The organism is Azorhizobium sp. AG788, from assembly GCF_004364705.1.
GTDB lineage: Bacteria > Pseudomonadota > Alphaproteobacteria > Rhizobiales > Xanthobacteraceae > Azorhizobium > Azorhizobium caulinodans.
This window is the reverse complement of sequence record NZ_SOBM01000001.1, coordinates 658,159-684,817: the sequence shown is the minus strand read 5'-3', so window position 1 is coordinate 684,817 and position 26,659 is coordinate 658,159. Positions and strand designations below refer to the sequence as shown.

28 protein-coding genes, 1 tRNA gene and 1 riboswitch are annotated in these 26,659 nt (G+C 66.4%); of the genes, 10 read left to right on the top strand and 19 right to left on the bottom strand.

The features are described 5' to 3' along the window. Positions 1 to 13: 13 nt before the first annotated feature. The 3 genes from thiS to DFO45_RS03120 form a co-directional block, all read right to left on the bottom strand. A complete protein-coding gene (thiS, locus tag DFO45_RS03130) occupies positions 14 to 220 on the bottom strand; it encodes a sulfur carrier protein ThiS (protein ID WP_245517932.1) in 207 nt (68 codons plus the stop codon). Between the two features lie 78 nt (positions 221 to 298). Next, on the bottom strand, positions 299 to 1,498 hold the full coding sequence (gene thiO, locus DFO45_RS03125; RefSeq protein WP_133863696.1) for a glycine oxidase ThiO: 1,200 nt from the start codon (positions 1,496 to 1,498) through the stop codon (positions 299 to 301). Beyond that, a riboswitch (TPP riboswitch) is annotated at positions 1,487 to 1,586 on the bottom strand. Its footprint overlaps the gene before it by 12 nt. A gap of 125 nt (positions 1,587 to 1,711) precedes the next feature. Beyond that, complete coding sequence (locus DFO45_RS03120; protein WP_133863695.1) at positions 1,712 to 2,146, bottom strand: MarR family transcriptional regulator; 435 nt, start codon at positions 2,144 to 2,146, stop codon at positions 1,712 to 1,714. A 394-nt stretch (positions 2,147 to 2,540) separates the two neighbouring features. Between DFO45_RS03120 and DFO45_RS03115 the strand changes: the two genes are divergently transcribed. From DFO45_RS03115 to DFO45_RS03100, 4 genes are all read left to right on the top strand, one after another. Then, entirely contained in the window at positions 2,541 to 3,143 is a 603-nt protein-coding gene (locus DFO45_RS03115) for a glutathione S-transferase family protein (RefSeq protein ID WP_012172079.1), read from the top strand. Positions 3,144 to 3,186: 43 nt separating this feature from the next. Continuing rightward, positions 3,187 to 3,645 (top strand): NUDIX domain-containing protein, encoded by a 459-nt coding sequence (locus DFO45_RS03110; protein ID WP_133863694.1) that lies wholly within the window; start codon positions 3,187 to 3,189, stop codon positions 3,643 to 3,645. A gap of 133 nt (positions 3,646 to 3,778) precedes the next feature. Further along, a complete protein-coding gene (locus DFO45_RS03105; RefSeq protein WP_012172081.1) occupies positions 3,779 to 4,996 on the top strand; it encodes an acyl-CoA dehydrogenase in 1,218 nt (405 codons plus the stop codon). A 205-nt stretch (positions 4,997 to 5,201) separates the two neighbouring features. Further along, on the top strand, positions 5,202 to 6,407 hold the full coding sequence (locus DFO45_RS03100) for an NAD(P)/FAD-dependent oxidoreductase (RefSeq protein ID WP_133863693.1): 1,206 nt from the start codon (positions 5,202 to 5,204) through the stop codon (positions 6,405 to 6,407). Positions 6,408 to 6,444: 37 nt separating this feature from the next. On the opposite strand, the gene DFO45_RS03095 is transcribed toward DFO45_RS03100, so the two are convergent. The 3 genes from DFO45_RS03095 to DFO45_RS03085 are packed head-to-tail and all read right to left on the bottom strand — an operon-like array spanning position 6,445 to position 8,039. Further along, on the bottom strand, positions 6,445 to 6,816 hold the full coding sequence (locus DFO45_RS03095) for a DUF2019 domain-containing protein (protein ID WP_133863692.1): 372 nt from the start codon (positions 6,814 to 6,816) through the stop codon (positions 6,445 to 6,447). A 6-nt stretch (positions 6,817 to 6,822) separates the two neighbouring features. Further along, positions 6,823 to 7,185, bottom strand: a complete 363-nt coding sequence (locus tag DFO45_RS03090; RefSeq protein ID WP_133863691.1) for a DUF2019 domain-containing protein — start codon at positions 7,183 to 7,185, stop codon at positions 6,823 to 6,825. Further along, positions 7,182 to 8,039 (bottom strand): hypothetical protein, encoded by an 858-nt coding sequence (locus DFO45_RS03085; protein WP_133863690.1) that lies wholly within the window; start codon positions 8,037 to 8,039, stop codon positions 7,182 to 7,184. The genes DFO45_RS03090 and DFO45_RS03085 overlap by 4 nt, the downstream gene beginning before the upstream one ends. Positions 8,040 to 8,238: 199 nt before the next feature. Here DFO45_RS03085 and DFO45_RS03080 point away from each other — a divergent pair, with 199 nt between their 5' ends. Together DFO45_RS03080 and eutC are read left to right on the top strand one after the other, a co-directional pair. Beyond that, positions 8,239 to 9,627, top strand: a complete 1,389-nt coding sequence (locus DFO45_RS03080; RefSeq protein ID WP_133863689.1) for an ethanolamine ammonia-lyase subunit EutB — start codon at positions 8,239 to 8,241, stop codon at positions 9,625 to 9,627. Then, entirely contained in the window at positions 9,624 to 10,397 is a 774-nt protein-coding gene (eutC, locus tag DFO45_RS03075; protein ID WP_133863688.1) for an ethanolamine ammonia-lyase subunit EutC, read from the top strand. The genes DFO45_RS03080 and eutC overlap by 4 nt, the downstream gene beginning before the upstream one ends. A 9-nt stretch (positions 10,398 to 10,406) precedes the next feature. On the opposite strand, the gene DFO45_RS03070 is transcribed toward eutC, so the two are convergent. Then, positions 10,407 to 11,708: a sensor domain-containing diguanylate cyclase gene (locus tag DFO45_RS03070; RefSeq protein ID WP_166657035.1), complete on the bottom strand. Its 1,302-nt coding sequence runs from the start codon at positions 11,706 to 11,708 to the stop codon at positions 10,407 to 10,409. A gap of 212 nt (positions 11,709 to 11,920) precedes the next feature. Here DFO45_RS03070 and DFO45_RS03060 point away from each other — a divergent pair, with 212 nt between their 5' ends. Then, complete coding sequence (locus DFO45_RS03060) at positions 11,921 to 13,435, top strand: amino acid permease (protein ID WP_133863685.1); 1,515 nt, start codon at positions 11,921 to 11,923, stop codon at positions 13,433 to 13,435. Positions 13,436 to 13,507: 72 nt separating this feature from the next. Here the strand turns inward: DFO45_RS03060 and DFO45_RS03055 are convergent, their stop codons facing one another. Further along, positions 13,508 to 13,888, bottom strand: a complete 381-nt coding sequence (locus DFO45_RS03055; RefSeq protein ID WP_012172091.1) for a hypothetical protein — start codon at positions 13,886 to 13,888, stop codon at positions 13,508 to 13,510. 298 nt (positions 13,889 to 14,186) lie between these two features. Here DFO45_RS03055 and DFO45_RS03050 point away from each other — a divergent pair, with 298 nt between their 5' ends. Further along, the gene (locus DFO45_RS03050; RefSeq protein ID WP_043879568.1) at positions 14,187 to 14,585 is read left to right on the top strand and encodes a hypothetical protein; all 399 of its coding nucleotides are present in this window, start codon (positions 14,187 to 14,189) and stop codon (positions 14,583 to 14,585) included. A 239-nt stretch (positions 14,586 to 14,824) separates the two neighbouring features. Continuing rightward, entirely contained in the window at positions 14,825 to 15,889 is a 1,065-nt protein-coding gene (locus tag DFO45_RS03045) for a DUF3616 domain-containing protein (protein ID WP_133863684.1), read from the top strand. Positions 15,890 to 15,998: 109 nt separating this feature from the next. Here the strand turns inward: DFO45_RS03045 and DFO45_RS03040 are convergent. From DFO45_RS03040 to DFO45_RS02995, 10 genes are all read right to left on the bottom strand, one after another. Beyond that, positions 15,999 to 16,084, bottom strand: a tRNA-Leu gene (locus DFO45_RS03040). Positions 16,085 to 16,182: 98 nt separating this feature from the next. Beyond that, positions 16,183 to 16,617, bottom strand: a complete 435-nt coding sequence (locus DFO45_RS03035) for a DoxX family protein (protein WP_133863683.1) — start codon at positions 16,615 to 16,617, stop codon at positions 16,183 to 16,185. A 186-nt stretch (positions 16,618 to 16,803) separates the two neighbouring features. After that, positions 16,804 to 17,181, bottom strand: a complete 378-nt coding sequence (locus DFO45_RS03030) for an iron-sulfur cluster assembly accessory protein (RefSeq protein ID WP_043879587.1) — start codon at positions 17,179 to 17,181, stop codon at positions 16,804 to 16,806. 137 nt (positions 17,182 to 17,318) lie between these two features. Further along, a complete protein-coding gene (locus DFO45_RS03025; RefSeq protein WP_133863682.1) occupies positions 17,319 to 17,738 on the bottom strand; it encodes a VOC family protein in 420 nt (139 codons plus the stop codon). 4 nt (positions 17,739 to 17,742) lie between these two features. Beyond that, a complete protein-coding gene (locus DFO45_RS03020) occupies positions 17,743 to 18,117 on the bottom strand; it encodes an SUF system Fe-S cluster assembly protein (protein WP_012172134.1) in 375 nt (124 codons plus the stop codon). Then, entirely contained in the window at positions 18,114 to 19,361 is a 1,248-nt protein-coding gene (locus tag DFO45_RS03015; protein ID WP_133863681.1) for a cysteine desulfurase, read from the bottom strand. The genes DFO45_RS03020 and DFO45_RS03015 overlap by 4 nt, the downstream gene beginning before the upstream one ends. 226 nt (positions 19,362 to 19,587) lie before the next feature. After that, positions 19,588 to 20,910, bottom strand: a complete 1,323-nt coding sequence (gene sufD, locus DFO45_RS03010) for a Fe-S cluster assembly protein SufD (protein WP_133863680.1) — start codon at positions 20,908 to 20,910, stop codon at positions 19,588 to 19,590. 11 nt (positions 20,911 to 20,921) lie between these two features. After that, positions 20,922 to 21,677 (bottom strand): Fe-S cluster assembly ATPase SufC, encoded by a 756-nt coding sequence (gene sufC / locus DFO45_RS03005; protein ID WP_133863679.1) that lies wholly within the window; start codon positions 21,675 to 21,677, stop codon positions 20,922 to 20,924. Between the two features lie 118 nt (positions 21,678 to 21,795). Then, the gene (gene sufB / locus DFO45_RS03000) at positions 21,796 to 23,265 is read right to left on the bottom strand and encodes a Fe-S cluster assembly protein SufB (protein WP_133863678.1); all 1,470 of its coding nucleotides are present in this window, start codon (positions 23,263 to 23,265) and stop codon (positions 21,796 to 21,798) included. Positions 23,266 to 23,313: 48 nt separating this feature from the next. Further along, positions 23,314 to 24,492 carry a cysteine desulfurase family protein gene (locus tag DFO45_RS02995; RefSeq protein WP_133863677.1) on the bottom strand — a complete coding sequence of 393 codons (1,179 nt, stop codon included), beginning with the start codon at positions 24,490 to 24,492 and terminating at the stop codon, positions 23,314 to 23,316. 304 nt (positions 24,493 to 24,796) lie between these two features. On the opposite strand from DFO45_RS02995, the gene DFO45_RS02990 reads away from it, so the two are divergent. After that, positions 24,797 to 25,459: an alpha/beta hydrolase gene (locus tag DFO45_RS02990; protein WP_012172140.1), complete on the top strand. Its 663-nt coding sequence runs from the start codon at positions 24,797 to 24,799 to the stop codon at positions 25,457 to 25,459. 63 nt (positions 25,460 to 25,522) lie between these two features. Here DFO45_RS02990 and DFO45_RS02985 read toward each other — a convergent pair whose 3' ends face one another. After that, positions 25,523 to 26,638: an anhydro-N-acetylmuramic acid kinase gene (locus DFO45_RS02985; RefSeq protein ID WP_133863856.1), complete on the bottom strand. Its 1,116-nt coding sequence runs from the start codon at positions 26,636 to 26,638 to the stop codon at positions 25,523 to 25,525. Positions 26,639 to 26,659: the final 21 nt, after the last annotated feature.

The following is a 26,659-nucleotide window of genomic DNA, read 5'->3' as shown; positions in this document are numbered from 1 at the left end:
GGCAGCGTTTTAATCAGCCACCCTGCTTGGCGTGGATGATCTCCACAGCATCGCCCGAGGCGAGCACGGTGGCCTCCCAGGCGCGGCGGGAGACGACGGCGCCGTTCACGGCCACCGCAATGCCCTTGCGGGTGGCATCGAGCCCCACGGCGCCGAGGAGATCGGCCACCGTCTCCACCGCCATCTGCTCATCCTTGCCGTTCACGCGCAGTTGCTTCACGTCCTCGCCTCTCGCCTTATGTCTGTGCTTTCAGGTCCAACGCTGCCACGGACGTTTTCGTTCGTCACGCGGCCGGGTTCATTCCGCTGCCGCGCGCGGCAGGAAGCGCTCGGCCACGAAGGGCGCGATCACCGGGTCGGTCTCACCCTCGAGGATGAGGCGCGAGATCGCCTCCGCCGTCACCGGCAGCAGCAGGATGCCGTTGCGGTGATGGCCGGTGGCGAACACCAACCCCTCCACCTCGGCGCTGCGGCCGAGAATGGGCGCGTCGTCCCGGCTGCCGGGGCGGAAGCCGACCCATTGCTCGAGGATCGGCAGTTCCTCGATGGTGGGCAGCGCCCGCCAGGCATGGGTGAGCAGCGCCAGCTGCCCGCCGGCGGTGAGATCGGCATTGAAGCCGCGCTCCTCCACCGTCGCCCCGACGATGAGCCGCCCGTCCTTGCGCGGCACGAGATACGTGCCCGGCGCCCACACCACATGGCTCAGGATGGGCGCGGCCGGGTCCATGGCGAGCGCCAGCATCTGCCCCTTCACCGGCCGCACCGGCAGCGGTGTCGCGGGGGTGATGGCAACGCCGCGCGACCATGCGCCTGCGGCCAGAACCACGATATCCGCCGCGAAGCGCTCGCCCTTCGCGATGACGGCACGGGCGCGACCGTCCACGACCTCCACGCGCTCGACGGGCATGTCCTCATGCAGCGTCGCGCCGGCCTTCAGCGCCGCGACGCGCAAGGCGGCCGCCACCTTGCGATTGTCCACCTGATGGTCCTCGGGGCACCACACGGCGCCTGCGAGCTTGGTGGCGAGATGGGGCTCGCGCCGGCGCACCTCCGCTCCGTTCAGCCACTCCACCGGCAGGCCGAGGCCCTGCTGGAAGGTGATGAGGTGGCGGAGCTTGGCCGCATCGTCCGCATTGAGGGCGAGAACGATGGTGCCGTCCGTGCGCAGGTCCACCGCCATGCCGGAGGCGGCCTCCAGATCGGCGGCAAAGGAGGGCCACAGGCGCTGGCTCTCGCGATTGAGGGCCAGAAGCCCCTCCTCGCCGGGTTCCGCCTCGGCGCAGGCGGCAAGCATGCCGGCCGCCGCATGGCTGGCGCCAAGGCCCGTGCGGCCCTGCTCGAAGATCTCCACCGTGCAGCCGGCTTCCGCGAGCCGCCAGGCGATGGACAGGCCCATGACGCCGCCGCCGACGATGGCGACGCGCGGCCGCGCACCGGATGCGCGCGCGGAATGGGCGGACGAAGATGCGGAATCGTGATGCGACAAGCTCTCGCTCATCGGCTCCTCCCTACGCTGGCATGACCCAGACAGGTTCGATGGGTGTGATCTCAGCCGCGCGTGACGCGCGGCACCCCAGGCCGTCAAGTCATTATCGCCGCACGATGCTTCGGCGGCAAGGAAAACCATTGCGCCATCTCGGCGCGGGGGAGGCAGTGCCACGTTTCGCCCGCCGTCGCAATGCGGCGGGCCGACCGCAGGCGGCGTCGCCGCCTATTCGACGGCGGCGTTCAGGCGATCGCGCAATTCCGTGAGCTGGACGCGCAGGCTTTCCCGGTCCTCGGCGCACAGGCCGATGGCCTCGCCCATGGACTGGACGACCTCCTGCGCCTTGGCTTGCAAAGCCCGCCCCTCGGGCGTGAGCGTGATGTTCACCACCCGCTCGTCAGCCGCATTCCGGGCGCGGCGCACGAAGCCCGCGCCCTCCAGGCGCTTGAGCAGCGGCGTCAGCGTGCCGGAATCCAGATGCAGCTGCTCGCCCAGTTCCTTCACGCTCTGGCCGTCCTTGTTCCAGAGCAGCACCAGCAGCAGATACTGCGGATAGGTCACATCCAGCGCCTTCAGCAGCGGGCGGTAGGCGCGCGTGAAGGCGTGTTCGGCGGAATAGACGGCGAAGCACAGCAGGTCGTCGAGGCAGAAGGTGGACATGGCAAGGGCCGTCTCTGTGAACGGCTGTTTATATCACGCGACGCAATTGTGTTGCACACAATCATTTCATGGCAGGGGCCGCGATTCTGCATTGCTCCAAATTAGCTGGTGTGCAATTAATTTGGCATGCAGGGGCAGACGCCCCACCCAGACAGACGCGGCCGCGTGCCGTGGAGATTGCCCATGACGCCTCACCCGCAGATCCGGGATGGCCAGCGGCCTCCCTCCCCCGAACCTGAAGTCGAAAGCGCCGTGCCCCCGACGGACGCGGTGCCGGCCGGCTGCCTGTGCCGCGGCCGGGATGCCGGTGTGGATTGCCGCGCGCCCCACTCGACGTGCGACGACGTGCCGGTCATGTTCTTCTCCTGAGACATGACCTTGAGGGAGCGCCGCCGTGAAACTCTTCTGGTCGCCCAGAACCCGCGCCTTCCGCACACTCTGGCTGCTGGAGGAGACGGGCGCTCCCTATGAACTGGTCCGCGTGGACCTGAATGGCGGCGACGGCATCGATGATGCCGAGTTGCTCGCCGCCAATCCCATGGGCAAGGTGCCCGCGCTGGTGGATCGTGGCATCCCCATCGCCGAGAGCGGCGCCATCGCGCTCTACGTGGCCGACCGTTTTCCCGAGGCCGGCCTTTCCCCGCCGCTGGGCGATCCCGAGCGCGGCCCCTTCCTGCACTGGATGATCTTCGTCGCCTCCTGCGTGGAGCCGGCACTGGTGCAGAAGATGAAGGGTGTGGAACTGCCCACCAGCGCCGCCGGCTGGGGCAGCTTCGAGAAGGTTATGTCGGTGCTGGACGCCCGCCTCAGCACCCATCCCTTCCTGGTGGGCGAGCGGTTCACGGCCGCCGACACGCTGCTCGCCACGGACCTCGGCTATTTCATCCAGGTCTTCAAGATGCTGGAGCCGCGCCCCTCCTTCACCGCCTATCTCGCGCGCTGCGCCGAACGCCCGGCCTTCGTCCGCGCCCGCGCCATCGAGGCGGAATACGCCTGAGGACGCCTTGCGCCGCGTGCCGCCACGCGGGCAAATGTCCGGCATGTGGCTGCTCCGCTCCCTGCTTCCCATCGCCCCGTTCGTCCGCCGCCTGCGTCATGGCATGACGCTGGGCGTGCGGGCCATCGCCATCCGCGACGACCGCGTGCTTCTTGTGCGCCACACCTATACGCCCGGCTGGCATCTGCCCGGCGGCGGGGTGGACGTGGGCGAGACGGCGGAGGCGGCCGCCCGGCGCGAGTTGATGGAAGAGGCAAATGCCCGCGCCACCGGCCCGCTTCTGCTCCACGGGGTCTTCTTCAATCCCCGGGTGGGCGGGCGCGACCATGTGGTGTGCTTCCGCGTGAGCGATTTCGAGCAGGGGCCGCTCCCCGGCCCCACCTTCGAAATCGCCGAGGTCGGCACCTTTCCCCTCGGCGCCCTTCCGCCCGATACCACCGCCTCGACCCGGCGGCGGCTGGAGGAGCTTGCCAGCGGACGCGCGCCGGACGATTGTTGGTAGACAAACAAAATGGCATGATCCGGCATCCGCCGTGTCCGTATGATCCTTCGCGTGAAATTCGGGCTTGCAGCGTCGCGCGCGGCAGCGCATCACACACGGCATCGCGGTATAGAGCGGCAAGAAGGAGCGAGAGATGGGAGAACCTCAGAAGGCCGAGACGGCCACCAGCACGAAGGCGGCTTTCGACTGGGCCGATCCCTTCCGTTTCGAGGACCAGCTCACGGAAGAAGAGCGCCTTGTCCGCGACACCGCCCGTGACTATGCGCAGGAGAAGCTCCTGCCGCGCGTGACCAGCGCCTATCTCGACGAGCGCTTCGACCGCGAGATCATGAGCGAGATGGGCGAACTCGGCCTGCTCGGCGTGACCATTCCGGAGAATTACGGCGGCGCGGGCCTTGGCTATGTGTCCTACGGCTTGGCCGCCCGCGAGGTGGAGCGGGTCGATTCGGGCTATCGCTCGGCCATGAGCGTGCAGTCCTCGCTCGTCATGCACCCCATCTATGCCTATGGCGACGAGAGCCAGCGCAAGAAGTATCTGCCCAAGCTCGCCACCGGCGAATGGGTGGGCTGCTTCGGCCTCACCGAGCCGGACGCCGGCTCCGATCCGGCCGGCATGCGCACCCGCGCCGAGAAGATCGACGGCGGCTACCGCCTGACCGGCGCCAAGATGTGGATCACCAACTCCCCCATCGCCGACATCGCGGTGGTGTGGGCGAAGTCGGCGGCCCATGGCGATGCCATCCGCGGCTTCATCGTCGAGCGCGGCATGAAGGGCTTCTCCACCCCGAAGATCGAGAAGAAGCTCTCGCTGCGCGCCTCCATCACCGGCGAGATCGTGCTGGAAGGCGTCGAGATCCCGGAAGAGAACCTGCTGCCCAACGTCTCCGGCCTGAAGGGCCCGTTCGGCTGCCTCAACCGCGCCCGCTACGGTATCGGCTGGGGCGTGCTCGGCGCGGCGGAAGCCTGCCTCGAGGCCGCCCGCCAGTACACGCTGGACCGCAAGCAGTTCGGCCGCCCGCTGGCGCAGACCCAGCTGGTGCAGAAGAAGCTGGCCGACATGTCCACCGACATCGCCTTCGGCCTGCAGGCCTGCCTGCGCGCCGGCCGCCTGTTCGACGAGGGCCAGCTTGCGCCGGAGACCATCTCCTACATCAAGCGCAACAACTGCGGTAAGGCGCTCGACATCGCCCGCGTCGCCCGCGACATGCACGGCGGCAACGGCATCTCGGCGGAGTTCCACGTGATCCGTCACGCGGCCAACCTCGAGACGGTGAACACCTACGAGGGCACGCACGACATCCACGCGCTCATCATCGGCCGCGCCATCACCGGGCTCCAGGCTTTCTTCTGAGAAGGCTGTTCTCCTGAGAAGCCCCTTCTTCCGGGAAGGACTCTCAGAGGCGCCTGCGTCACCTGACAGACACCGCCCCGGCTTCCCCGAAGCCGGGGCTTTTTTGTGCGCCGAGGGACGGGCCCCCGGCGCGAGGGGCAGCCACCGTTGTCTCTCCCGCGCGGACGCCCTAGCGTCCGGATCCTCGTCCCGCCCGAAGGTCTTCATGCCGCCCAGAGACATCGCCATCGCCGGCTGCGGACCGGCCGGTCTTGCCGCCGCCCTCCTGCTCCACCGGGATGGCCACCGCGTCGTGCTCTACGAGCGCTTCAAGACGGCGCGACCGGTCGGCTCCGGCCTGATGATCCAGCCGACCGGCCGCGCCGTGCTGCGGGCGCTGGGGCTGGAGGCCACCATCGCGGCAGCCGGCGCCCCCATTGAGCGCCTGTTCGGCTTGAGCGAGCCGTCCGGCCGCGCCGTGCTCGACGTGCGCTATGACGCGCTGGGAGCGGACGCGCCGCGCGGCATCGGCATCCACCGGGCCGCCCTGTTCCACACGCTGCACGAGGCCGTGCGCGCAGAAGGCATTCCGGTCTTCACCGGGCGCCCCATCTCGTCCTCCACCCACACGGCGGACGGGCGGCGGCATCTGGTCTTCGCGGATGGCACGCACAGCGCACCCGTCGATCTCGTGGTGGATGCGCTCGGCACCTCCAGCCCGCTGGCGCCGCCCACCGGCCGGCCCTTGCCCTATGGCGCCCTGTGGGCGACCCTGGACTGGGTGGATGACGCTGGCTTCGACCCGGCAGCGCTGGAGCAGCGCTATGTGCGCGCGAGCCGCATGGTGGGCGTGCTGCCCATCGGCCGTACGGCACCTGTCGGGCCGCGCAAGCTGGCCTTCTTCTGGTCTCTTCGCGCCGACCATCTGGAGGCGTGGCGATCGGCCGGGCTCGCCCCCTGGAAGGCCGAGGCGCTGACGCTCTGGCCCCGCATCGCGCCACTGCTGGCGCAGATCGACGACCCGGCCAAGCTCACCTTCGCCCGTTATGCCCACCGCACTTTGCCGGTGCCGGCCGAACCCGGTCTGATCCACCTCGGCGACGCGTGGCACTCCACGAGCCCCCAACTGGGCCAGGGCGCCAACATGGCCCTGCTGGACGCCTATGCGCTCGCGCTCGCCTTGCGCCAGACCGACACCGTGGTCGCCGCCTGCACCCGCGCGGTGGCGCTGCGGCGCGCGCATGTGCGGCTCTATCAGGCCATGAGCACGCTCTTCACGCCGGTCTACCAGTCCGACGGAACCCTGCTGCCTCTGGCCCGCGACTGGATCGCCGGCCCGCTCGCGAAAATCTGGCCCTTGCCGCCGCTGCTCGCGACTATCGTCAGCGGTCTCGTGGGCGATCCACTGGGGCGGTTGGGGCTGAAGGGATAGGGCGCTCGGAAGGTGGCGCAGCTCTGGGCTAAAAGGCTCACGTCGGCGTCCATGTGCCCTCCTCGATGGCGCGCAACATGCGCTTTGCACTGAAGGCTTGCGAACAATAGCCAAGCGACGCAATTCCCTGCATCGCTTCCGTCGCCGCGGCCGAAAGCGTCAGGGTGGCAGTCGCAGCGTCCAGTCGAACCTGGATGTTCGGGTGCGCGAGCAAAGGCAGCAACGCACGGCGTTCGTCGCCCGGACGCCGCTGCAATTCCGCCCTTACATCGCGCAACTTCTTGTGCGCGCGATTATAAGCACCATTCTCCAACCAGTCGTCAGCCCTCTTCATCTCCAGCGATAGTTCGATAAAGAGCGCGACAAGATCCTCCGTTCTGAGCTTCGCGAGTTTGCTGAGCTTGGGCATGCAGTCTCACGTCGGTTTATAGGTTCCTCGCTCTAGTGCAGCGAGCATACGTCTCGCCGTGAACGGCTGGCTCGAGCTTCCGAGCGGAGCGATCCCGCGCAACGCCGCCTCTGCCTCCGGCGAGAGGGCAAGCGTGGCAAGCGCAGCATTGAGCCGGACCTGAATGTTCGGGTGCGCAAGCAACGGCAGCAAAGCATGGCGCCCATCGCCAGGTCGCTGTTTCAGCTCGCCCTCAATGTCACGCACTTTTTTTTCCGCCGCATTATAGGCGTTATCATCCATATTATCATCCGCCCGTTTCATCTCCATCGAACGGTCCACAAAATACAGAACTAAATCTTCGGTTTTATAATTCGTAAATTTGTTCATTTCTCCAAAATCTCCATATCTCTCAGAACTTGAATTCCAAAAGCCCGCTTCTCTTCGAAGCTTTTCCCACGCAGATAATCTCGCGGTGACATACCCAGTTCTCGATCATACCGGCTGTAATAACGGTTTATTTCCCAGTGCTTGAATGTAGATATCCGAACCTTGTTACTTGGCGCTTCAACATCCTCGCGCCGGATGCCCTTCTGGCCGACAGAACTCTGCTCGACAATGTGATGCACGTCGGTCCCCTGCCGGCCCTCCGCCACGTCCTTCTGCAATTCGTCGAGCGGCTTTGGCCCTTCAAAATAAGACGTGATGTAGCCGCCGTAGGAATCATACAACCAGAAGCCAGCGACGACACCGACGATGAGGAGCCCCGCCGTTACCGGATTGGCCATGGCAAGGGCCTCCAGCGCGGGAGCCACCCGAGCGACCCAGAGCGTGACCACGCGAGCAAGACGAATGGCGGGCCATCTCTTGAGGAGAGGCACGGGCGGGATAACGGGCGGCGGCTCCTCTAGCTGTGGGCCGCCGTTGGACGGCCAGATGGCGATGAACAGGCGGCCATTCCGCATCCCTTGATAGGGATTGTCGTCGGCATCACCCACATCCCGGAACGTGCCCGATGCGCCCGGGCGGACCCATCGGCCGCTATCCTCACCCATACCGGCAGGGTTGCGGGGCTGATTGGGATCATAGTCCTTCCGGCGCCACATCTGGCCGAGAAGCAGGCCCTTCGCCAGAAAGCTGGCCGCTGCCAGATCGCACCGCAGACGCAGCATTTCCAGCGCATCGTCCGTATACGCGCCCCTGCTCTCTTCGCGGGTCAGCCATGGGTATCCAGCAGCGGCCATTCCATCCCCCCTCGCCCTTCCGCGACCATCACGGATGAACAAGGTATATTTTCCTAGGATTAAATTCAAGATAAAAGTTGGATGGGCAGCCGGCCGACCCACCCCCTCTGGCATTCCGGCCCGGCGCGGGTAAGCTGGCCTTCCCACCCGAGGCACGGGGATTGCATCCCGCGATGCCGGAAGTTGCGTGGAGGCCCTCATGACCTATGTCCATCAAGTGGGAAGCCGGCGGTTCGCCTTTGCGGACCTGAAGGAGCTGATGGCCAAGGCGACGCCGCCCCGCTCCGGCGACATGCTGGCCGGCATCGCAGCCGCAACGGCGGAGGAGAACGTCGCCGCCAAGATGGCGTTGGCGGATGTGCCGCTGAAGACCTTCCTCTCTGAGGCGCTCGTGCCCTACGAGACCGACGAGGTGACCCGCCTCATCATCGACGGGCATGATGCGGCCGCCTTCGCCCCCGTCTCTGCCTTCACGGTGGGCGATTTCCGGGACTGGCTGCTCTCGGAAGCGGCGGACAGCGCCGCCCTCGCCCGCCTCGCCCCCGGTCTCACGCCCGAGATGGTGGCCGCCGTCTCCAAGCTGATGCGCAATCAGGATCTCATTCTGATAGCGAAGAAATGCCGGGTGGTGACGCGCTTCCGCAACACCATCGGCCTGCCCGGCACACTCGCCGTGCGTCTGCAGCCCAACCATCCCACGGATGACCCGGCCGGCATTTCCGCCGCCATGCTCGACGGCCTGCTCTATGGGTGCGGCGATGCGGTGATCGGCATCAATCCCGCCTCCGACAGCCTGCCGGTTCTCGACCGGCTCATCAAACTCACCGCCGAAGTGATCGAGCGCTTCGACATTCCCACCCAGAGCTGCATCCTCACCCACGTCACCTCGTCCATCGAGCTGATGAACCGGGGCGCGCCGGTGGATCTCGTCTTCCAGTCCATCGCCGGCACGGAGGGCGCCAACCGCTCCTTCGGCATCGACCTCGCGGTGCTGAAGGAAGGCACGGATGCCGCCCGCGCCCTGAAGCGCGGAACGGTGGGCCAGAACGCCATGTATTTCGAGACCGGGCAGGGCTCGGCCCTCTCCGCCAATGCCCATCACGACGTGGACCAGCAGACGCTGGAGGCCCGCGCCTATGGCGTCGCCCGCGTGTTCGAGCCGCTGCTGGTCAACACCGTGGTCGGCTTCATCGGGCCGGAATATCTCTATGACGGCAAGCAGATCATCCGCGCCGGGCTGGAGGACCATTTCTGCGGCAAGCTGCTCGGCGTGCCGCTGGGCGTGGACGTCTGCTACACCAATCATGCCGAGGCCGATCAGGACGACATGGACACGCTGCTCACCTTGCTGGCGGCGGCGGGCGTCACCTACATCATGGGCATTCCCGGCGCCGATGACGTGATGCTCAACTATCAGTCCACCTCCTTCCACGATGCGCTTTATGTGCGCGAGGTGTTCGGCGCCAGGCGCGCGCCCGAGTTCGAGGGGTGGCTGGAACGCATGGCCATCACCGGGCCGGACGGGCGCCTCCTGCCCGCCACCGGCAGCCATCCGCTGCTCGGCTTCGCCACGGAGCGCGCGGCATGAGCACCAAGCGCGATCCCTGGCTCGGCCTTGCCCGCCACACCCCCGCCCGCATCGCGCTCGGCCGCACCGGCGCCAGCCTGCCCACCGCCGAGGTGCTGAAGTTCGCGCTCGCCCATGCGCAGGCGCGCGATGCCGTGCACACGCCCTTCGATGCCGCCGCCACGGCAGAGGGCGTGCGGGCGCTCGGCTTCGAGACGCTGGACGTGACGAGCGCCGCGCCCGCCCGCGACATCTATCTGCGGCGGCCCGATCTCGGCCGCCGCCTCTCGGATGAGAGCCGCACGCGTCTCGCCGCACGCACGGACGCGCCGATCGATCTGGCGCTGGTCGTGGCGGACGGCTTGTCTTCGGCGGCGGTGCATGCGCAGGCGGTGCCCTTCCTCGCCGCGCTGAAGCCGTGGATCGCCTCCGAGGGCTGGCGCACCGGCCCGGTGGTGGTCGCTCGGGAAGCTCGGGTGGCGCTGGGGGACGAGGTGGGCGAGCTGCTGAAGGCGCGCGCGGTGGCGGTGCTGATCGGCGAGCGGCCCGGCCTCTCCTCGCCCGACAGCCTCGGCCTCTATCTCACGCTCAACCCGCAGGTGGGCTGCAACGATGCCCAGCGCAACTGCATTTCCAATGTGCGGGCAGAGGGGCTTTCGCATGAAGCCGCGGCCTTCAAGCTCGCCTGGCTGCTGAAGGAGGCGTTCCGGCGCAGCCTGACGGGCGTGGACCTGAAGGACGAGAGCGACGACTTTCTCGTGGACGGCCGTCCGCCCCTGCGCCTCGCCTGAACTGCGGTCCTAGAGCGAGACGCTGCCGCCTTCCAGCGGCGTCAGCAGGCTCTCCATCACGCGGTCGCGCCCGTCATTCTTGGCGCGATAGAGGGCGGCGTCGGCGCAGCGCACGAAATCACTGACGGTCGCACCGCTGGCCGGCGGGCCGGCGCAGATGCCGATGCTGGTGGTGATGGCGCGAAGGTCAGGATGGGTGGCCTGCCAGTCCTCCTGCGCGAGCGCTGCCCGGATGCGCCGCGCCACCGCCTGCGCGCCGGAAAGGCCGGTATCGGGCAGGAGGACCGCGAATTCCTCGCCGCCATGGCGCGCCGCCACGTCGCCGGAGCGCAGGAGCGCCCCACGGATCACGTGCGCCACCCGCCGCAGGCAGGCATCCCCCACCATGTGACCGTACTGATCATTGACTTGCTTGAAATGGTCCACGTCGATCAGAAGCAGGCCGATGAGCGTGCCGTCGCGCTGGCGGCGGCGCCATTCCTCATCGAAGACCTGGTCGAAGTGGCGGCGGTTGGCGAGACCCGTGAGGCTGTCGGTGGCGGCGATGGCGGAGAGGTCGCTCACCGCCTGCTTCAGCGGCGTGATGTCGGAATGGGTGAAGTAGCCGATGCCGCGGGCCGTGCGATGGGCGATCACCCGGCGCCAGCGGCCACCGGGCAGTTCCACCTCGAACGGTACACCGGCGAAGCGCATCCGCTCCAGCATGTTGAACTGGCGCGCCCGCTCCGGTGCACCGGCCCGCACCCAGCTCTCCTGCACCAGTTCATGGAGCGTGCAGCCGATCACCGAGCGCTCAGGGTCCACGTCATAGAGGATGCGGAACTCGCGGTTGGTGGCGATGATGCGGTCATGCTTGTCGAGCACCATCGCGCCATCTGCCAGATATTCGAGCAGATCGATGGGAAATTCCGTCCAGCCGGTGGGGTTCTCCACCTGCCCGATGTCGCGCCCCATTTCCTGCCAGACGCGGATGCGGTCGCCGTCCGGGAGCGGCAGGGAGCCCACGCGCAGGTATCGCCCCCGGTGCGTGAAGGTGAAAGGGCGTGTCTGCTGGCGATGGCGATCCACGCCCTCGTCAATATAGCGCTCGATGCTGTCGCGCTCTTCCTGCGGCAGACGTCCCAGGTAGAAGCGTTCAAGATTCGCGCGATAGGATTCCCCAGGGTGAACGCGTCCCGCATGCTCTGGAAAAAAATGCAGAAACGTCGCGTTCCACAAAAGGGTATGATCCTCTCGATCGAATACGCAGATGGCGACGTCGATGCTGTCAAGGAGCTCGGCGATGACGCTGTACAGGTCCTGTTTGTTCACGGCTGAGCTCACGCTGGCCAGGACGGCCGGAGGACGGACAAGATGAATATCTTACAACTGTATGGTGATGCCGTCATGACAGTTTCATGACAACACACGTTCCATCGGGCATGGAACTTGCCTGAGATCTTCTGCCTCCCCGCCAGGAGTGCCGTCGCCTCCGGCGCGCGGTGCTCTTTCATTGCGGCGGCCGGTACGAATGGAGACCTGCCATGAGCGACAGTAGCCTGTCCAAATCGTCATCCGGCATCAGCTACACCACGGTCGACACCGCCTATTTCGAGCAGCGCAAGCTGAAGCGCCACGCCCGTGTCTGGTCCCTCTGGGCGCTGGGCGTCGGGGCGGTCATTTCCGGCCATTTCTCCGGCTGGAACCTCGGCATCGCCTCCGGCGGCTGGGGCGGCATGTTCATCGCCGCCGTCATCATCGCCGTCATGTATCTCGGCCTCACCTTCTCCATCGCCGAAATGTCCGCGGCCCTGCCGCACACGGGCGCGGCCTATTCCTTCGCACGCACCACCATGGGGCCGTGGGGCGGCTTCGTCACCGGCCTGTGCGAGAATGTGGAATATGTCATCACGCCGGCGGTCGTAGTGTCCTTCATCGGCGCCTATATGGGCTCCATCTTCGGCACACCAACGTCATTCCAGCCGGTCTACTGGATTTTCGGCTACATCATCTTCGTCGGGCTGAACGTGGTGGGCGTCGAGCTCTCCTTCCGTGTCACGCTGGTGGTGACGCTGGCGGCGCTCGCCTGCCTCGTCGCCTTCTGGGTCTCGGCGCTGCCGGTGATGAACTTCTCCCGCTGGGCGCTCAACATGGGCGTGGGGGAGGACGGCACGGCGGTGGAGCTGCCAAACGGCGGCGGCCCCTTCCTGCCCTTCGGCATCGGCGGCGCGCTGGCGGCCATGCCGTTCGCCGTGTGGCTGTTCCTCGCCATCGAGCAACTGCCGCTGGCAGCGGAGGAATCCGTTGATCCCAAGACCGACATGCCGCGCGGCATCATCGCCGGCATGGCGACGCTCATCGTCTCGGCCTTCATGATCCTGTGGCTCAATTCCTCGGTGGCGAACGGCGCCTTCGGCCTCTCCACCTCCACCGAGCCGCTGCTGGACGGCTTCAAGGCCATCTATGGCACCGGCATCGCGCAGCTGCTGGCGCTGGTGGCGGTGATCGGCCTCATCGCCTCCTTCCACACCATCATCTATGCGCAGGGCCGGCAGATCTATTCGCTCTCCCGGGCCGGCTACTTCCCGCGCGGCCTGTCCGTCACCCACGGCTCGCGCAAGACCCCGCACGTGGCCATGGCGGCGGGCGCCGTGGTCGGCCTCGTCATCATGCTGGTGATCTGGTTCTCACTGGGGGCGGATGCGGGATCGGCGGCCATCGGCGGCACGCTGCTCAACATGGCGGTGTTCGGCGCCATGCTCTCCTATGTGATGCAGGCCGTGTCCTTCATCCGCATGCGCCGGAACATGCCCCATGTGGAACGGCCTTATACCAGCCCCTTCGGCATTCCGGGCGCGGTGGCCACCATCCTCATAGCGCTCGTGACCATCTACTTCCAGCTCTCCGATCCGACCTACCGCGCCGGCGTCATCGGCGTCGCCATCTGGTTCGCCATCGGCATCGCCTATTTCGCCCTGCACGGCCGGCACAAGCTGGTGCTCTCGCCGGAGGAGGAGTTCGCCCTCTCCGGCGGCACCTCGGAATACAAGAGCTATTGATTTTCAAAACAACTGCCTCGGCCCAGCCACCGCGCTGGGCCGAGCGCGCCGGCAGGGATCAGACAGGCACGCTCACACCGGCTCGACCGACACCACGCGGAAGGTATGGAACGCCTCTTCCTCCTTCAGCGAGACATATTCGCCGACGACGAACCGTTCGTCATTGAAGCGATAGCCGGCCTCGTCCTCGTCATCGCCGGTGATGTCATAGCGGAAGGCCCAGCTGCCGCCCGGCTTGCGCACGAGATGCCCCTTCTCGTCGGTCTCGTCGGGGCGAAAGCGCACCACCCGGCACGCGTCGCGATGGGCGGCCCATTGATCGTGGTCGATCTGGCCATTGGCATCGAGCGGCGCCACGAAGACATAGCCGAAATTGCGCGCGCCTTCCGGATGATCCTTCTCGCGTGCCAGTTCCAGCCGCACTTCCTTGAAACCATGGGGAAGCCCGGTCATGTCTCATCTCCCTTGCCGCGCGTCTCCCCGCCACTGCCGGGAACGGCACAGGCCCGTGAGCGCGCCTGCCTCTTAGATGGACAGCGGAGGCGGAACCGCAACTCGGTAAAATTACGCAGGCTTGCTTACTTCACGAATTCAATCGTCGGCAATGCAGTTGCCGGAAATACAGAATGCCAGTAAGCAACCGCTCGCGATTTTGGCTCACACTGTAACAAACGGCGAAATAAATTGATCCTCCGCAACCCGCGCCCGTCGGGATGTGTTAACCTCGCCGTCTCGCGTGAGGAGGATGGCCATGAGTGACGCTTTCGCTTTCACCAACCAGTGGCAGGACAACCTGCGCGCTTTCCAGCAGAACCTGCTGAAGCTTCATCCCGGTGCCGGCCCGCTCGCGTGGCCCATGTCGGCGGTGCAGAGCTTCTGGGTGGAAACCCCTCTCGAGGTCGCGACGCACCTGCAGAAATTCACGGCCGGCCAGGTTCAGGCGCAGCTCAACCTGTTCACCGACCTTTCCCGAGAGGACGGCCCGGCCAATCTGGCCTCGAAGGAACTCGCCTTCCTCCAGCAGTCCGCTATGGCGTGGAACACGGAATGGCTGGAGATCGCCAGCCTGATCCAGACCAAGCTGCTGTCTGCGGCGCAGAAGCCGGCCGAGCCCGGCGTCGAGCCCTATCCTCTCCAGCGCGCCGCCTGAGCGGGATGCACTGAGGGCAGCGCGAGTGCCGGGATCCGACATCCCGGCACCAATTTTCTGTTCGATTGTGCGCTTTTTTGCCGAAGGCAGCAAAAGCGCGAGTAACAACACCGCCCAGAGGCACCCAATATACCGTATTCAATAATAATGTTTCGCGCATTTTATGCGCCCATTATATTTGACGACATCCATGCGAGACGCGATGATCGGTGAATTAATATTCACGATAGGAATTGCTCATGCATTTTTTCAGCCGCATGGCCCTTTCGGGCTTGATAATTGCCGTTTCCATTCCGGCCGCGTCAGCAGACGTCGAACTGATCGGCGATATCGCGGTCTTTAAGGGCTATTGCGACGCTTCTGCCGCCGTGGCGCTGAAGCCCGATGATTTTTCCGCTTTCGTCGTAGCAAACGATGAAAAAAACCAGCTCTACGCCTATCCTATTGATCCTTCGGGCGGAAAAGGTGGAAAGTCTCCGCCCATCGCACCGGTCACCACAGACCCGCCTTTCACGCTCGCGAGGAGCGGCTCTGCCGATCTGGAAGGTGCGGCCAGACTTGGCGATATAGTGTTCTGGATCGCATCGCATGGTCGAAACAGCAAAGGTGAAGTCAGACCAGCCCGTCATCAGTTCTTCGCAACGAAATTTGAGCTGAATGGGCAAAACGGTCTCCGCATCTCCCAACTTGGAGAGAGTGTCAGCCTGCTGAAGTCTCTGGCTGCAATTTCCCCGGCCGTTGCTGCGGCGATTGGCAATGACGCGGGCGATCAAAATCTCGCTCCCGAACAGAACGGTCTCAACATTGAAGGCCTGTCCGCTGGCGAGGATGGCAAATCCCTGCTGATCGGGCTGCGCAACCCTAAGCTCGGAGGGAATGCCCTTCTTGTACGCCTGAAGAACCCGGAAGAGGTCGTGAAGGGCGCTGTTCCCCAATTTGAAACGCCTTACCAGGTAGACCTTGGTGGGCGGGGTATACGCAGCATCGAGTACATATCCGCCCGTGGCGAATTTCTCATTGTCGCGGGGCCCAGCGGCGACAAGGGAGATTTTGATCTTTACAGTTGGCAAGGTCCAGGCAAGGGCTCTCCCAGCCCCATCAGAGGCGCGTCGGCCATCTTCGCGAAAATCAGCCACTTCCACCCGGAAGCGCTTATCGCCGACGCCAAGGGCGAGAATATCCTTGTCATTAGCGACGATGGGGATCGCCCCTTCGTGAACGCTGCCAATCAGCCCACCGGCGCTTGCAAAGACCAGCCTGCCGACGTGCAGAACTTTCGAGCGATTCTCCTCAGTCGCCGATAGCCGGCAAATTTGATGCGGTGGGCATCAGCACATCGCATGGGGACTGAGGATGCCGATTTCGTCCGACGCCGCCCCAACGGACCGGTTCAGACGCGCAATGCGTGGCAGGTGGTGCGGACGGCGGGACTCGAACCCGCACGCCCAGAAGGCGAGGCATTTTAAGTGCCTTGCGTCTACCGATTTCGCCACGTCCGCACGCGCAGGCACCATAGAAGGGTTCCCGGCGCGAGAAAACGCCCCTCCGGCATCCGCGCCGGTGGAAACCCACACCCTTTGAGGGTTGGGCCGTCCCCTCAGCCGCCCGTCGGCAGCAGCCGCCCCGTGCGCGGCGCCCCGGCGCAGAGAATGGCGGCGATCATCAGCGCTCCGATGACGGTGACGTGCTCGGCGAACGTGTGGAAGTGATAGGTCGCTTCCGGCTCGGGCAGCGTCCAGAAGGGATGCGCGATCGGGATCGTCAGCGCCACGAACACCGCGAGCATGCCGCAGCCGAGCCAGGCGAAGCGGTTGACGATGATGAGCGCCGATCCCACCAGCAGGGTGACGATGACCAGCGGCGCCCAAACCTGCGGCGGATTGAGGCCGAAGTGCGCCATCTCCGCCAGCGTGCCCTGATAATCGACGATCTTGCCGATGCCCGCCCCCCAGAAGATGAAGGTGAAGACGACACGGGCAAAGATGAAGAAAGCGCGCGACGACAGGATCGCGCCGACGAAAGACGGCGTCATGTGCAGCTCCCCGGCCCGAGCGCACTGCACGCGACATAAAGCCACCGCAGCGCCGCTCTCCACGTGCGGCCCCGTTCAGCCATGCAGGCTGCGGTTGCCGTTTCACGTCAGCACATCTGCCATACAGGCTCCCGCAGGGGAAGCCTGCACGTGCGCGGGTCGGGAAGGAGAGACCGCTGTCCGCCCTCAGAGGGAGAGCGCGTCTTCCTTGGCGGGGGTGATGGCCACCGACTCGCCGCAGCCGCAGGCGGACGTCTGGTTCGGATTGTTGAACACGAACTGGGACGCCAGCTTGTCGGTCTTGAAGTCCATCTCCGTGCCCAGCAGGAACAGCACGGCCTTGGGATCGATGATGACCTTCACGCCCTTGTCCTCCACCACCTCGTCGGTAGGCAGGATCTCGGTGGCATAGTCCATGGTGTAGGACATGCCGGCGCAGCCGCCATTCTTCACGCCGACACGTACCGCCACCGGCGGCGGATCGGTGCGGGCCATGATCTGGCGCACGCGGGCAGCAGCGGCTTCCGTGATGCGCATGACAGCGGGACGGGGACGTGGGGCCATGAACTTCTCTCCGAACCACACCGGTTCAAGGCCGGCGGATACGCTTCTCATCTACCAAGATGGGCCTGCTCCGGGCGGGCGGCAAGGGACAAGGTGGCAGCTTCGGCTGGTGCCGGGCTGCTCCGCACCCAGGGGCGTCAGTAATTCGACCAGACGCCGGGGCTCACCAATTCCAGCAGATGGCCGTCCGGATCGCGCACATAGAGGCTGTGCCCGCCTTTCGGCCAGCGCGTCTCGCCCTCGATGGCGACGCCGTGATGGGCAAGGTGCGCCCGCCAGGGTTCAATGTCCGAAGCCGCAACCGAGAGCGCGAAATGCAGCCGCCCGGCGCCGTCGTGGGGCGGAATGGTTCCGCCGGGCAGATGGATGGTCTCCAGCGCCGTGCCGCGCTTGAACAGCAGCAGCACCGTGCGCTCCAGCGGATAAGCGCGGAAGCGCTCGTCCGCCAGCATGGGCGAGAGACCCAGCACGCCCTCGTAGAAGCCGGCCGCGCGGTCGAGATCCTCCACATAGAGGCCCGTCTCGACGACCGACCCCAGCGGCGGGGCGGTGCTCACCCCCTCACCAGAGGTTCAGAGTCGCGCGTGCCTCTTCGGACATGCGACCCTGGTCCCACGGGGGATCGAAGGTGATGTCCACCTTCACGTCCGCAATGCCGGGCACGGCGGCCACCGCACTCTCCACCATGCCGGGAAGCTCGGCGGCCGAGGGGCAGTTGGGCGTCGTCAGCGTCATCTCGACGGCCACGGTGCGGTCGTCGGCGATATCCACCTTGTAGATGAGGCCGAGCTCATAGATGTCGACCGGGATTTCCGGGTCGTAGACGGACTTGAGCGCGCCGACGATCTCATCGGTCAGGCGCGTCAGTTCCGCCTCCGGGATCCCGGAGGAAATCGCGGGCGCGTTGGGCGTATCGTTGGCCACAGTATCGGTCATGAGAACAAATCCTGCGCCTTGAGGAGGGCCGCCACGAGGCGGTCCACGTCACTGCGCGTATTGTAGAGCGCGAAGGATGCGCGGCACGTCGCTGTGGTGCCATATCGGGCCAAAAGCGGCTGAGCGCAATGGGTGCCCGCGCGGACGGCAACACCGTACCGGTCGATGACGGTCGCCACATCGTGGGGGTGGGCGCCCTTCATCTCGAAGGCGACGATGGCGCCCTTGTCCTTCGCGGTGCCGATGATGCGCAGGCTGTTCAGGGCGCCGAGCTGCTGGTGGGCATAGACCGAGAGGTCATGTTCATGGGCGGCAATCGCCTCCCGGCCGATGAGGTCCATATAGTCCAGCGCCGCGCCGAGGCCGATGGCCTGCACGATAGGCGGCGTGCCCGCCTCGAAGCGATGGGGCGGCTCGGCATAGGTGACGCGGCCTTCCTCCACCTCGCGGATCATCTCGCCGCCGCCCTCATAGGGCGGCATTTCGGCAAGCAGCGCCCGCTTGCCATAGAGCAGGCCGATGCCGGTGGGCCCATAGAGCTTGTGGCCGGTGACGGCATAGAAATCGACGTCTAGGTCGCGCACGTCCACGGGCAGGTGAACGGAGGCCTGGCAGCCGTCCACCACCACCTTGGCGCCTACCGCATGGGCGGCGCGGACGATCTCCTTGATGGGCGTCACCGTGCCGAGCACGTTGGACATGTGGGTGATGGCGACGATCTTGGTGCGCGGCGTCAGCAGCTGTTCGAACGCCTCGAAGTCGAACGACCCGTCCTCGCGCACCGGCGCCCACTTGATGACCGCGCCCTTGCGCTCGCGCAGGAAGTGCCAGGGCACGATGTTGGAGTGGTGCTCCATGATGGAGAGGATGATCTCATCCCCCTCCCCGATGGACTGCCCGAGCGAGTTCGCCACCAGATTGATGGAGCCGGTGCCGGAGCGGGTGAAGATGATCTCGTCCTGCGAAGCCGCATTGAGGAAGCGCCGGGCGCTCTCGCGGGCGCCCTCGAAGGCTTCCGTCATGGCGTTGGCGAGATAGTGCAGGCCGCGATGGACGTTGGAATATTCCGCCTCATAGGCGTGGCGCATGCGCTCCAGCACCTGCACCGGCTTCTGGGCGGAAGCCGCATTGTCCAGATAGGTGAGCGGGTGGCCGTGGACTTCGAGGGCGAGCGCGGGAAAGTCCGCACGCACCTTCTCCACGTCATAGGCGCCGTCCAACACGGCGGGATGGCCCTTGGTCATCGGCAATGTCCTTATCCGGAGCCGCCCCGCCGGGCTTGAGACCATCGAAGCGGGCCACTCCGCCTTAGCTCAGGAAATACGAACGCGGTACGTTCCAGATGGCAGCACCGCGCGGGATAACGCCTGCGGCGGCCGCGACACGAGCGCGCGTCGGTCTGCGCAGGACCATCCGGCCCGTTCCGCCGGCCGAAGGGAGCGCCACGGTCAGAGCCGTGGCGCCCGTGCGTCAGGCGCGTTTGGCGAGCCAGGTCTCGGCGCGGGCAATGATCAGCTCGCGCAGGGCATCGTTCTCCACGAACTCGATGGCCTCGCCCACGAAGGCCTGCACCAGCAGGGCCTCCGCCTGCTTCTGCGGAATGCCGCGGGCCTTGAGATAGAACAGCAGGTCCTCATCGAGATCGCCCGCCGTGGCGCCGTGGCCGCACTGCACGTCGTCGGCGAAGATCTCAAGCTCGGGCTTGTTGTCCATCTCGGCGGTCTCGCCCAACAGCAGGGCGCGGCTCATCATCCGGCCATCGGTCTTCTGGGCGTCGGGGCGCACCACGATCTTGCCCTGGAAGACGCCATGGCTCTCGTCCGCCAGCACCGTCTTGAAGAGCTCGCGGCTCTCGCAATGGGGCACCGCATGGTCGAGCAGCAGGGTCGTGTCCTGATGCTGCTTGCCCTTCAGCAGGTTCGCGCCACGCAGGCCGGCATGGGAATGCTGGCCGCCGAACCGGCCGTAGAGGCTGGTGCGGGAGGCCTTGGCGCCGCTGTTGAGGGTGAAGGTGTGCAGCTGCGCCTCGCGGCCGATCTCCACCATGATGGTGGACAGGTGAAGGGCGGCGTCGCCCTCCTCCTGCACGCGCACGAGGTCCACATGGGCGCCGTCGCCCACGACCAGTTCCAGCGCGGTGTTGGTCTGGTAGGCAACACCGTCGCGGCCCTGGAAGCTCTCCACCAGCGTCACCTCGGCGCCGTCCTCGACCACCACGACCACGCGGCCATAAGTGGCGGCGGCATCGTCGCCGGTGAAGACATTGGCGATGTGCAGCGGCGCGGCGATCTTCGCCCCCGCCGCCACGCGCACCAGCAGGCCCTCGCCGAGGAAGACGGTGTTGAGGGCGAGCGGCGCGTCATAGCGCTGAGGCTGGAGCGCCCCGATGCGCTCAGCGAGCGGGTCGTTGGACGCGATCGCGCTTTCGAGCGGCAGCGCCGCGATGCCGCTTTCCAGCGCCAGCAGGTCCGAGGCCGGGCGCGCCAGCGCGCCGTTCACGAACAGGATGCGCTTGGCGCCGGGCACGGTGAGCGCCTTGAAGGAGCCTTCCGCCTCGGCGGAGGCATCCAGCGGGCCGGCCAGCGGCACGGCATCGCGCAGGATCGCCTTGAGGTCGGTGTACTTCCATTCCTCCACCCGGCGGGTGGGGAGACCACCCTCGGTGAAGGCGGTGGCGGCGGCGCGGCGCAGCTCTCCGATCCGGCCCGCGACGGGCTGGCTCTGAAGGCGCTGCTCCACGGCGGCGGCGAGCGCCTGCTCGGCGGCCGTGCGCAGGGGGGTGACGACGTTCATGGCCGTGTTCCTCACGCCGCGTCCTGGCCGTAGGCCGCATAGCCCGAGGCTTCGAGCTCCAGCGCAAGTTCCTTGCCGCCGGAGCGCACGATGCGGCCCTTGTGCATCACATGCACGAAGTCCGGCACGATGTGGTCCAGAAGACGCTGATAGTGGGTGATGACCACCATGGCGCGATCCTTCGAGCGCAGAGCGTTGACGCCCTCGGAGACGATCTTGAGAGCGTCGATGTCGAGGCCGGAATCGGTCTCGTCGAGGATCGCCACCTTCGGCTCCAGCAGGGCCATCTGGAGGATCTCGTTCCGCTTCTTCTCGCCGCCCGAGAAGCCGACGTTCACGCCCCGGCGCAGCATCTCCTGCGAGATGCCGAGGAAGCCGGCCTTCTCCTTCACGATGCGCAGGAAGTCCGGCGTGGACAGCTCGTCCTCGCCGCGCGCCTTGCGCTGGGCATTCAGGGCCGTGCGCAGGAAGGTCATGGTGGCGACGCCCGGCACTTCCACCGGATACTGGAAGGCGAGGAACAGGCCGGCGGCGGCGCGCTCGTCGGCGCCGAGTTCCAGCAGATCGACGCCGTCGAGCACGGCGGAGCCCTCCGTCACCTCATAATCCGGCTTGCCGGAGAGGACATAGGAGAGCGTAGACTTGCCGGAGCCGTTCGGCCCCATGATGGCGTGGACTTCGCCCGCATTCACCTTGAGGTCGAGACCCTTGAGGATCTCCTTCTCATTGATGGACGCGTGCAGGTTGTTGATCTCGAGCAAAGCCATTGGCGTGTTCCATTGTTTAGGTTGCGGTGGGGCGGTGCGCGGCCTTGTGTCCCAGCGCGCACCTGCCGTCCCGTCCGGATGTCGGTCCCCGCCCTGCGGCGGCGGGGCATGAGGTCAATCAGCCCACCGAGCCTTCGAGGCTCACGGAGATCAGCTTCTGGGCCTCGACGGCGAACTCCATGGGCAGCTGCTGGAGCACGTCCTTCACGAAGCCGTTGACGATGAGCGCCACCGCCTCCTCCTGCGAGAGGCCGCGCTGCATGCAATAGAATAGCTGGTCCTCGGAGATCTTGGAGGTGGTCGCCTCGTGCTCGAACACGGCGGAGGCGTTCTTGGCCTCGATGTAAGGCACGGTGTGCGCGCCGCACTTGTCGCCGATGAGGAGCGAATCGCAATTGGTGAAGTTGCGCGCGCCGGTGGCCCGGCGGTGCGCGGTCACCTGACCGCGATAGGTGTTCTCCGAGCGGCCGGCAGCGATGCCCTTGGAGATGATCCGGCTCGACGTGTTCTTGCCGAGGTGGATCATCTTGGTGCCGCTGTCCACCTGCTGGAAGCCGTTGGAAATGGCGATGGAGTAGAACTCGCCCTGGCTGTTGTCGCCGCGCAGGATGCAGCTCGGATACTTCCAGGTGATGGCGGAGCCCGTCTCCACCTGCGTCCAGCTGATCTTGGAATTGTCACCGCGGCAGTCGCCACGCTTGGTGACGAAATTGTAGATGCCGCCCTTGCCGTCCTTGTCGCCGGGATACCAGTTCTGGACGGTGGAATACTTGATCTCGGCATCCTTGAGGGCGACGAGCTCGACCACCGCCGCGTGCAGCTGGTTCTCGTCGCGCTGCGGAGCGGTGCAGCCTTCGAGATAGCTCACATAGGCGCCTTCATCGGCGATGATGAGGGTGCGCTCGAACTGGCCCGTATTCCGCTCATTGATGCGGAAGTAGGTGGACAGCTCCATGGGGCAGCGCACGCCCTTCGGCACATAGACGAAGGAGCCGTCCGAGAAGACCGCCGTGTTCAGCGTCGCATAGAAATTGTCCGACACCGGCACGACGGAGCCGAGATACTGCTTCACCAGATCGGGATGCTCGCGGATGGCTTCCGAGATGGAGCAGAAGATCACGCCTGCCTTGGCGAGCTCGGCCTTGAAGGTGGTGGCCACCGACACGCTGTCGAACACCGCATCCACCGCGATGGGACGCGAACCGCTCTCGATGCCGAGCAGCGCCTCGCGCTCACGCAGCGGGATGCCGAGCTTGTCATAGGTGGCGAGGATTTCCGGATCGATCTCGTCCAGCGACTTCGGCTTCGCCTTGGGCTGGGCGTAGTAATAATAGTCCTGGAAATCGATCTTGGGGTAGCTGACGCGGGCCCAGGTGGGCTCCTCCATGGTCAGCCAGCGGCGGAAGGCGTCGAGGCGCCACTCCAGCATCCACTCGGGCTCGTTCTTCTTGGCCGAGATGTAGCGGACGGTGTCCTCGTTCAGGCCCTTCGGGGCCTTCTCGCTCTCGATATCGGTAACGAACCCGTACTTGTACTGATCGACGTCGATCGACCGGACGCGTTCGACCGTCTCCTGGACTGCTGGCATCTTCCGTCTCCTCTCCCGCGCGGGGTCAAGGCCCGCGGGTCAAGTTCCTCACGCCGCCCTCAGGGAGCGGCTTCTCACCTGCGGAACGACACGGCGCAAGGCCGCAATCGCCCGTTCCACATCCTGTTCGGTGCTCGACCAGCCCAGCGACAGGCGGATCGCTCCGCCGGCGCGCACGGCATCGAACCCCATGGCCGACAACACATGCGAGGACCCCACCTTCCCCGAGGAACAGGCCGAGCCGGCACTGACCGCTATGTGGGAAAGATCGAGGGCGATCACCAGTGTTTCCGCCTTCAAACCGCCGAAGGCGATGCAACTCGTGTTCGGCACGCGCGCTGCGGCGCCGCCGACAACCTCCGTTTCCGGAAGGGCGGCGACAATCTCCTGTTCCAGCAGGTCGCGCAAGTGCGCGAGGCGCATGGCTTCCTGCGGCTGCGCGAGACGCGCCGCCTCCGCCGCCGCGCCGAAGCCCGCGACCGCCGGCACGTTCTCCGTCCCGCCGCGGCGGCCCCGCTCCTGCCCGCCGCCCCGCAGCAGCGGCACCAGCGGCCGGGTATCCTCGCTCGCCGCCACCAGCGCGCCAGCGCCCTGCGGCCCGCCGAGCTTGTGGGCGGAGAGCGAGAGGAGATCAAGGCCCAGCGCCGTCATGTCAAGCGGCAGGCGGCCAGCCGCCTGCACGGCGTCGCAATGCATCAACCCGCCGTGAACCTTGGCGAGTTCCGCCGCTTCGGCCACGGGCTGGATGACGCCGGTCTCGTTGTTGGCGGCCATCAGGCTCACCAGTGCCCGCCGGCCGGCCGCCGCATGGGCGGCGAGGCGGTCGGAAAGCGCATCGAGTTCCAGCCGCCCGGCCTCATCCACCGGCAGCAGCTCGACGGCCGCGTCTGCAAAGCGATGGCCCCGCAACACGGCCGGATGCTCGACGGCGCTCGTCAACAGCACGTCGCACGTCATCGGGCGGCCTGCGATCTCCCAGGACGGATGCAGCGCCAGCGCATTGGCCTCGGTAGCACCTGAGGTGAACATGACACCGCGCGCCGGGGCGCCGCACAGGGCCGCTACCCGCGTCCGCGCAACCTCCATGCGCCCGCGGGCCGCGCGCCCGTCCGCATGAACGGAAGAGGGGTTGCCGCCCTCGTCGAGGGCCGCTATCAGCGCGGCCCGCGCTTCCGGCCGGAGCGGGGATGTGGCATTGTGGTCGAGATGGACGCGCGCCTCCGCCATCACCGCGCTCCCGCGCGTGTGAAGCCGAAAGGCTTGCAATTGCGCCTTCTTTCGTCCATATGATCCAACTTCACCCGTCTCTGTCGTGCAGCGCGTCCCCGCGCAGTCAGCAGGGATACATTAGAATTATTCTAAATAGATAGGGCGGCGTCCGGGCCAAGTCAAGACATCCTCTAGCCAAGACCTGTCGGTTCAACAGGTTGCGTCGTGAAGATGTGCTCCGAAGGGCGTCCGCTTCTGGACCACCGGTCCGGGAGACGCTCCCTTGACTTCACGGTCGCGCCCCAAGAGGTCGCGCACGTCCATGCCCGAAGTCATCTTCACTGGCGAAAAAGGGCGGCTCGAGGGTCGCTACCAGCCCGCAAAGACCCGCAACGCGCCGATTGCCATCATCCTTCATCCGCACCCCCAGTTCGGGGGCACGATGAACAATCCGGTCGTCTATAACCTCTACTACCAGTTCGTGAACCGCGGCTTCTCCGTGCTGCGCTTCAACTTCCGGGGCGTCGGCCGCAGCCAGGGCTCGTTCGACCACGGCACCGGCGAACTGGCGGATGCCGCCGCCGCGCTCGACTGGGCGCAGTCGGTGAACCCGGACGCGCGCGCCTGCTGGATCGCCGGCGTCTCCTTCGGCGCCTGGATCGGCATGCAGCTTCTGATGCGCCGTCCGGAGGTGGAGGGCTTCATCTCCATCGCCGCCCCGGCCAGCCTCTACGACTTCTCCTTCCTCGCGCCCTGCCCCTCCTCGGGGCTGTTCGTCCATGGCGACAAGGATGCGGTGGTGCCCACCACCGCCGTGGCGACGCTGGTGGAGAAGCTGAAGACGCAGAAGGGCATCGTGATCGAACAGCAGATCATCCCCGGCGCGAACCACTTCTTCGACGGCAAGACCGAGGAACTGATGGGCGTGGTCGGCACCTATCTCGACAAGCGCCTGCCCGGCACCCGTAAGGACAGCGCCGCCTGAGGCTTCCGGCTTCGATCCATTAACGGAACGCCGCGTCCCTCCGGGGGCGCGGCGTTTCGCGTTTCAGGGACGGGGCTGGAACAGCACGCCGCCCGTCAGGGGCTCCGGCGCGCCGGTCGTGGTGGGGAAGGTCAGCGCCAGCCCTTTCAGCGACCGTACGGCGAGGAAGCCGAAGGCATGCGCTTCCAGCGCGTCCGCCGACCAGCCCACCTGTTCCGCCACCAGCACCGGCACACCGAGGCGCTCCGCCAGCATGGCCCGCAGCGTGCTGTTGCGCGCCCCACCGCCGGCGACGATCCAGCTTTTCGGGGCCTGAGGCAGAAGGGGAACCACCGCAGCGATACTCGCCGCGGTCAGCGCGGTCAGCGTTGCCGCTCCATCTTCCGTGGTCGCGCCGGCCAGATGCAGGCCCTCGGTCACGAAGGCGCGGAACTCATTGCGGTCGAGGGATTTCGGGGGCGGCGCGGCGAAGAAGGGATGGGCCAGCACCTCGGCCACCGCCGCTTCGTCCACCTGGCCGCGCGCGGCAGAAGCGCCATCGTCGTCATAGGGCCGGCCGGTGCGCTCGGCCATGAAATCGTCGAGCAGCGCATTGCCGGGGCCGGTGTCGCAGGCGATGGGGTCGGCCCCAGCCTCCAGCACCGTCACATTGGCCACCCCGCCGATGTTCAACACGGCCACCGGCTGCGGCAGGTCGAGCCCGCGCACCAGCGCCTGATGAAAGACCGGCACCAGCGGCGCCCCCTGCCCGCCCGCCGCCACATCGGCAGCGCGGAGGTCCGCAACCACGGGAATGCGCAGATCGTCAGCCAGCGCCTGCCCGAGCCCGATCTGCACCGTAAGAGCGGCATCGGGCCGGTGCAGCACGGTCTGGCCATGGAAGCCCACCACGTCGATGTCAGCGGGTGTGAGGCGCAGGCTGTCCAGCAGCGCCCGCACGGCCGCACCATGGAGGGTGGTGATGCGCCGTTCGGCTTCCGCGAGGCGCCCGGGCCGGTCGGTGCGGGCGTTCACACCCCGCGCATCCGCCATGGCACCCTCAAGGAGCGCGCGGGTCTCGGCGCCATAGGGGATGGTGAGGGCCGATCCCAGCCAGGCGACGGTCTCGCCATCGGTCTCGATGAGGGCGGCGTCGATGCCGTCCATGGAGGTGCCACTCATCAATCCGATCGCCCGCATTGTCCCCCGCATGGCACCCTT